Below are 6,507 nucleotides of genomic sequence, written 5' to 3'. Positions count from 1 at the left end.
TTGACGCTCGCATCGGTGCGCACCAGGCAGAAGATCCAGTCGCCATACTGGCCCAGCGTGGTCCAGGTCTTCTGGCCGTTGACGATGTACTGGTCGCCCTGGCGCACCGCGCGGGTCTTGACCGAAGCCAGGTCCGAGCCCGAGCCCGGCTCGCTGTAGCCCTGGCTCCACCACACCTCGCCGCTCATGATGCCGGGCAGGTGCCTGGCCTGCTGCTCGGGCGTGCCGAAGGCCATGATCACCGGCGCCACCATCACCGGGCCGAAGGGCACCACGCGGGGCGCACCGGCCAGCGCGGTTTCTTCCTCGAACAGGTGGCGCTGGATGGCATTCCAGCCCGGGCCGCCGAACTGCTTGGGCCAGGCCCAGCCGTGCCAGCCCTGCTTGCCCAGGATCTTGGCCCAGCGCTGCAGATCGTCCTTGCTCAGGCGCAGCGCGTTGTGCACCTTGTGGCTGATGTCCTGCGGCAGGTGGGCATGCACCCATTGCCGGATCTCTTGGCGGAAGGCTTCTTCTTCCGCGGTGAAGTTGAGGTCCATCGGTTGTCTCCTGCGGGAATCAGGCGTTTTAGCACGGTCGTTCGATTCAGGTTTGTCTCTGCCGCGACAAACCCGCATCGGGATAATCCATGGCATGCCCGCCGCCGTCCATCCGTTCCGATGAGCACGTCCATCGATGCCCTGCTGGCCGATCCGCGCCGCATGCGCGTGGCCGATGCCGACGTGCTGTCCCTGGCCCTGATCGACGCCCGCAACCGCACGCTGCGCTGGCTGGCGCTGTTCGAAGGGCAGCCCGAAGAACGCCGCCTGCCCGCGGCCGATGCCGCGGTGCTGGCGCCCGCCCGCTGGCTGGCCGGCCATGCCGCCTGGTACCAGGAGCGCTGGATCGCCCGCAACCTGCAGCGCGCCCGTGGCGAACAGTCCGACCGCCAGCGCGCGCCGCTGGCCAGCATCGACCCCGGCGCCGACGGCTGGTGGAACCCCGAGGCGGTGGGCGGCGCCGCCCGCTGGCACATGGCCTTGCCCGACTTCAGCACCACCCGCAGCTACCTCGCCGACACGCTGGAGGTGACGGTGGACTTGCTGGCCGGCGAAGACGACGACGACCTGCACTGGTTCCGCGATGCGCTGCTGTACGAAGACGCGCTGGTGGAACGCTTTGCCGCGCTGGCGCAGGCGCTGGGCCTGCCCGACGCCACCGAGCTGGCCGATGCCGCACCGGTGCTGCCGCTGCGACCGCCGCTGGTATTCGGCGCGCAGCGTTTTGCGCTGGGCTCGCAGCCGGGCGGCTATGTGCCGCCGGCCGAGCAATGGGCGCATGAAGAGGCGGTGCCCGAGTTCGAGATCGACGCCCAGCCGGTGAGCTGGGCCCAGTACGCCGAATTCGTGGAAGACGGCGGTTATGACGAGGCCGCCTGGTGGCACCCCGAAGGCTGGGCCTGGGTACAACGCGAAGGCCGCCGCAGCCCGCGCGATGTGGAGCAACTGCGCCACGGCGTGCTGCTGCGCCGCTTCGGCCGCCTGCAGCGGGCGCCGGCGGCGCAGCCGGTGCTGCATGTCAACTGGTACGAAGCCGATGCCTGGTGCCGCTGGGCCGGCCGCCGCCTGCCCACCGAGGTGGAATGGGAGCTGGCCGCGCTGCAGGGCGGCAGCCGCGGCTGGGCCTGGCGCGGCGTGCGCGAATGGGTGGCCGGGCATGCGCGCGCCTGGCCCGGTGGCCGTGCGGCCATCGACGGCCGGCTGCGGGTGCTGCGCGGCGTGGCGGCGCTGGAGCCGGCGCGGCTGGCCCACCCCAAGGTGCGGCGCTTTGCGGCGGCCGAGCGCGACGAAGGCTTCACCGGTTTTCGCAGCGTGGCGCTTTAGGGGGTTGAGCGCGCGCCAGCGGCACAGCGTTTGCCGCAGCCAGGCTTTCGCCGGTCCGCGCCGCGTGCATGGGCCGACCTGCACCCCTGCACCGAAAGCCTTCTGACCGATGAATTTCAGCTCCATCACCGACACCGTGAGCGGCACCTTGCTGCTGGGCATACCCTTGAGCCAATGGCTGTGGGGCCTGCTGGTGGCCTGCGTGGCCTACCTGTTGCTGACCCTGTTGCTGCGCGTGGCCGTGGGCCGCGCCGCACACCTGGCCCAGCGCACCACCACCCGCATCGACGACTTCCTGGTCAACGTGCTGGCCGGCACCAACCGCTGGCTGATCCTGCTGGCCGCCGTGCTGATCGGCCTGGGCGCGGTAGAGCTGCCCGACCGCTGGCACAGCCGGGTCGAGCACCTGTGGTTCCTGGCGCTGGCGCTGCAGATGGGCCTGTGGATGAACCGTGCGGTGCAGGCCGGCCTGGCGGCCTACCACCAGCGCCATACCGCCGGCAGCGCCAACCCGCAGCAGGTGAGCGCGGCCGGCACCTTGATGGCCTGGGGCCTGACCACGGTGGTGTGGGCGGTGGTGCTGCTGTCCATCCTGGCCAACCTGGGCGTCAACATCACCGCCTTCGTGGCCAGCCTGGGCGTGGGCGGCATCGCCATTGCGCTGGCGGTGCAGAACATCCTGGGCGACCTGTTCGCCTCGGTCTCCATCGCGGTGGACAAGCCCTTCGAGGTGGGCGACTTCATCGTCATCGGCAGCACCGCCGGCACGGTGGAGCACATCGGCCTGAAGACCACGCGCATCCGCAGCCTGCAGGGCGAGCAGATCGTGGTGTCGAACACCGAGCTGCTCAAGCAGACGATCAACAACTACAAGCGGCTGCTGACGCGGCGCATCGTGTTCAGCTTCGGCATCACCTACGACGCCAGCGCCGAGCAGGCGGCGCAGGTGCCCGAGGTGGTGCAGCGCATCGTGCAGGCCAGCGAGCGCCTGAAGTTCGACCGCGCCCACTTCAAGGCCTTCGGCGAAAGCTCGCTGGACTACGAAGTGGTGTACATCGTGCAGGACCCCAGCTTCAACGTCTACATGGACGAGCAGCAGCGCATCAACCTCGCGCTGATGCGCGAACTGGCCGCCATCGGCGTGCAGTTCGCCTTCCCGACCCGCACGGTGATCGTGCAGGGGCCGGTGGGGGTGGAAATGCCGGTCAGATCCGCTTCAGCAGCTCCGCCTTCTTCGCCGCAAATTCCTCATCGCTGACGATGCCCTTGGCGCGCAGGTCGGCCAGACGTTCCAGCGTGGCGAAGACATCGGTGGATTCGCCGGCAGGCGTGGCGGCCGCTGCGTCGTTCCAGGCCGGCGCGGGGGCCGGCGAAGGCGCATAGGCCGGCGCGGGTGCCGACCCGCCGTCCGAGGTCCACACCACCGGCAGCGAGGCCACGTCCACCACGCCGTACTGGCTGTTGAAGCTCAGGCTGCCGCTGCCCGACTGCTGCTGGCCGAAGCCGCCGATGCTGTGGTCCAGCGTGTCGTACACCGTCACCCGGCCGCCCAGGTCGATGGCCAGCCGGTGGGCCTGCGCGAAGTAGGCATAGCGCACGTTGTTCTGCGCGCCGGTGCTGTTGGGCCAGCGCAGGTCGTCGGGCCACCAGTCGCCCTGGCTGTTGCCCGAGGCAGCGGGCACGAACAGGCTGGAGGAGCCGGAGAAGCCGCCCTGGCTGCTGCCGTAGCCGCCGCTTTGCTGCTGCTGGCCGTCACCACCCTGGCTTTGCGACTGGAAGCTGCCGCCCTGCAGCAGCCCGGGCTGGCTGGCCACCAGGTCGGCCAGTTCGGCGCACAGGCTGTCCACCCGGCCCTTGAGGTGGTTGTTGAACATGTCCGAGACCATGGTCATGCCGCCGCGCATCCACTGGCCGCTGCCGGCGAATTCGGGGTGGCTGAACTGGGCCATGCCGCCGTTGCCGTTGACCACGGCCTGCAGCATGTGGGTCACCGCGTCCACACTGAAGCCGTGGCGCTGCGCGATGCCGGCCACGGCCTGCTGGCCGGCCGAAGAGAGTTCTCGCATGGAAGCCTCGTATCGTGGTTGATGGCCACGATTGTGAGGCTTCAGGTGTTGCTGGTTGCCCGCACTTCCTCGATGGTGGTCAGGCCTTGCAGCACCTTCTCGATGCCGTCCTGGCGCAGCGTGCGCATGCCTTCGGCCAGGCCGGTGTTGAGGATCTCTTCCACCCGCGCGCCGGTCTGCACCAGGCGGCGCAGGTCGCGCGACATCGACAGCAGCTCGTGCAGGCCCACCCGGCCCTTGAAGCCGCCGTCGTCGCAGTGCTTGCAGCCCGGCGCGTGGTAGTGCATCAGCTTGCCGTTGCTGCCGAAGCGCTGGGTCCAGTCGGCCAGCAGCGCGTCTTCGGTCTCGGCGGCAAAGCGCGGGTCGTTGGGCGGAAACACATGCAGGTAGTCGTGCAGCAGCTCGTCCACCTGCTGCTGGCTGGCCGGGCTGGCTACGCGGCAGTGGGCGCATATGCGGCGCACCAGGCGCTGGGCCAGCACCGCCAGCAGCGCATCGGCGAAGTTGAACGGGTCCATGCCCATGTCCAGCAGCCGGGTCACGGTCTCGGGCGCGCTGTTGGTGTGCAGGGTGCTGAACACCAGGTGGCCGGTGAGCGAGGCTTCCACCGCCATCTGCGCGGTCTCGCCGTCGCGGATTTCACCCACCATGATCACGTCAGGGTCGGCTCGCAAAAAGGCGCGCAGCGCCTTGGCGAAGGTCCAATCGATCTTGGCATTGACCTGCACCTGCCGCAGCCCGGCCTGGGTGATTTCGACCGGGTCCTCGGCCGTCCAGATCTTGCGCTCGGGCGTGTTGATCTTGGCCAGCGCCGAATGCAGCGTGGTGGTCTTGCCGCTGCCGGTGGGCCCCACGCACAGCACCATGCCGTAGGGGCGGCCCACGGCTTCGGTCAGGCGCTTGTAGTTGCGCTCGGAGACGCCCAGCTTTTCCAGCGGCAGCGGCTTGGCCGAGGCCAGCAGCCGCATCACCACGTCTTCCAGGTTGTTGTTGGTGGGGATGGTGGCAATGCGCAGCTCCAGCTTGTGCTGGGGGCTGAACTTGGCGAAGTTGATCTTGCCGTCCTGCGGCTTGCGGCGCTCGGAGATGTCGAGGTCGCACATGATCTTGATGCGCGCGATCAGCGCCGCGCGGTAGGTGTGCGGCAGCTCCAGGTAGGGGCGCAGCACGCCGTCCTTGCGGTAGCGGATCTTGAGCTTCTCGCGGCCGGGGTAGGTCTCGATGTGGATGTCGGAGACGCCCTGGTTGTAGGCGTCGATGATCATCTGGTTGATCAGCCGCACCAGCGAGTTGTCCGACTGCTCGATCGGCTGGTCGTCCTCGGCCTCCTTGGCGCTGTGGCTGTGCTGCAGCTCCAGCGTTTCCACCAGCTTGCTGGCGTCCTGCGGCTCGAACTCGATGGCGGCGCTGGGGTCGTCCACCCGCGCGCCCGAGGTGTCGATGCCCAGCCGTTCATACACCGTGGGCAGCGCCCGCATCACCTGGGCCGACGTGGCCAGCGTGGGCACCACCTTGAGCTGGGTGACGAACTCCAGCTCCTCGATCACGGCGCGGCGTGAAGGGTCTTCCAATGCCACGATGAGGCGGCTTCCTCGCAGCAGCAGCGGCAGCGTGACCAGCCGGTTGGCGGCCGCGAACGGCAGCTTGCGCGCCGCCTCGGCTTCCACCGGGAAGTGGGCCACGTCCACCACCGGGTAGCCCATCTTGCGGGCCAGCGCGGTCTGCAGGTCCTGGCGCGAGACCAGCCCCTGGCGCACCAGCATCTCGCCCAGCGGCACCGAGCGGTCGTGCTTCTGCTGCGCCAGCGCATCGTCCAGCTGCTGGGCGGTGATCAGGCCCAGCGCGGTGAGCGCCTCGCCGATGCGCACCATCGGCATCTTGGCCTGCTGCTCGATCGCTTCGAGCAGCTGGTCGGGCGTGACGATCTGGCGCGTGACCAGGATGTCGCCCAGCTTCTGCGAACGCATGCGCTCCTGCTCCTGCACCACCTGCTCGATCTGCGCGGGCGTGGTGGCCTGCTGCTCGACCAGCAGCTCACCCAGCCGGGTGCCGAACTCGACACTGGCCATCGCCTCGCGCGGCACCAGGCTGCGCTCGACGGTGCCGGCGTCGTCCAGCGGCTCGAACAGGAAGACGCCGTAGTCGGCTTCCACATGGCCGATGGTCATGCCTTCGGTGCTGCTGCCGTCGCGCCAGGTGATCTTGTAGGGCACCGACGGCCGGTGGTCGACGATGGCCGCATGCGGGTCGTTGTGGGCCGCGCCCAGCGTGGGCAGCGGCGCCTTGAGCGTCAGGCGGCGGAACTGGTCGAAGCGCAGTGGAATGGCCGCGCGCGCCGGCAGCACCTTGACGTGGGCGATGCCGGCCTCGGGCGTCAGCGACATCAGCTTGCCGGGCCGGGCCTTGCCGCTCAGGCCTTCCAGCTCGCAGTCCTCGGGGCGGCTCTGGCGCACCGGCTCTGGGTAGCTGGCGTAAGGGGGGGTCGGCCACTTGAAAGGCTCATAAGCCGGACCCCGGTCGGGGGCCAGGTCGGCCGGCACCGTGTCTTGCATCGAAAACTCGAGCGGCGGCAGGGAAAG

Annotated in this window: 5 protein-coding genes; 2 read left to right on the top strand and 3 right to left on the bottom strand. The window is 69.3% G+C overall.

Annotated features, from left to right (window positions below; translation table 11 throughout):
- A partial coding sequence (locus tag ABNT58_RS18315) for an acyl-CoA dehydrogenase family protein (protein ID WP_348754878.1) occupies window positions 1–539 on the bottom strand: 539 nt, incomplete at its 3' end.
- A 120-nt stretch (window positions 540–659) separates the two neighbouring features.
- Between ABNT58_RS18315 and ABNT58_RS18310 the strand changes: the two genes are divergently transcribed.
- Together ABNT58_RS18310 and ABNT58_RS18305 are read left to right on the top strand one after the other, a co-directional pair.
- Entirely contained in the window at window positions 660–1,862 is a 1,203-nt protein-coding gene (locus ABNT58_RS18310; RefSeq protein ID WP_348754877.1) for an SUMF1/EgtB/PvdO family nonheme iron enzyme, read from the top strand.
- A gap of 109 nt (window positions 1,863–1,971) precedes the next feature.
- Window positions 1,972–3,120, top strand: a complete 1,149-nt coding sequence (locus ABNT58_RS18305) for a mechanosensitive ion channel family protein (protein ID WP_348754876.1) — start codon at window positions 1,972–1,974, stop codon at window positions 3,118–3,120.
- Here ABNT58_RS18305 and ABNT58_RS18300 read toward each other — a convergent pair.
- Both ABNT58_RS18300 and ABNT58_RS18295 read right to left on the bottom strand, forming a co-directional pair.
- Window positions 3,068–3,928 (bottom strand): SHOCT domain-containing protein, encoded by an 861-nt coding sequence (locus tag ABNT58_RS18300; protein WP_348754875.1) that lies wholly within the window; start codon window positions 3,926–3,928, stop codon window positions 3,068–3,070. The two genes, ABNT58_RS18305 and ABNT58_RS18300, sit on opposite strands and share 53 nt — an antisense overlap.
- Window positions 3,929–3,969: 41 nt before the next feature.
- Entirely contained in the window at window positions 3,970–6,480 is a 2,511-nt protein-coding gene (locus ABNT58_RS18295; protein ID WP_348754874.1) for an ATPase, T2SS/T4P/T4SS family, read from the bottom strand.
- Window positions 6,481–6,507: the final 27 nt, after the last annotated feature.

This window comes from uncultured Aquincola sp., from assembly GCF_964001545.1.
GTDB lineage: Bacteria > Pseudomonadota > Gammaproteobacteria > Burkholderiales > Burkholderiaceae_C > Aquincola.
The sequence above is the reverse complement of the archived record's forward strand: the minus strand, read 5'-3'. Positions and strand labels throughout refer to the sequence as shown.

Excerpts from the sequence above, each read along its gene's own strand:
- ABNT58_RS18305 (WP_348754876.1), top strand. The coding sequence starts at position 1,972 with ATGAATTTCAGCTCCATCACCGACACCGTGAGCGGCACCTTGCTGCTG.
- ABNT58_RS18295 (WP_348754874.1), bottom strand. The coding sequence starts at position 6,480 with ATGCAAGACACGGTGCCGGCCGACCTGGCCCCCGACCGGGGTCCGGCT.
- ABNT58_RS18310 (WP_348754877.1), top strand. The coding sequence starts at position 660 with ATGAGCACGTCCATCGATGCCCTGCTGGCCGATCCGCGCCGCATGCGC.
- ABNT58_RS18300 (WP_348754875.1), bottom strand. The coding sequence starts at position 3,928 with ATGCGAGAACTCTCTTCGGCCGGCCAGCAGGCCGTGGCCGGCATCGCG.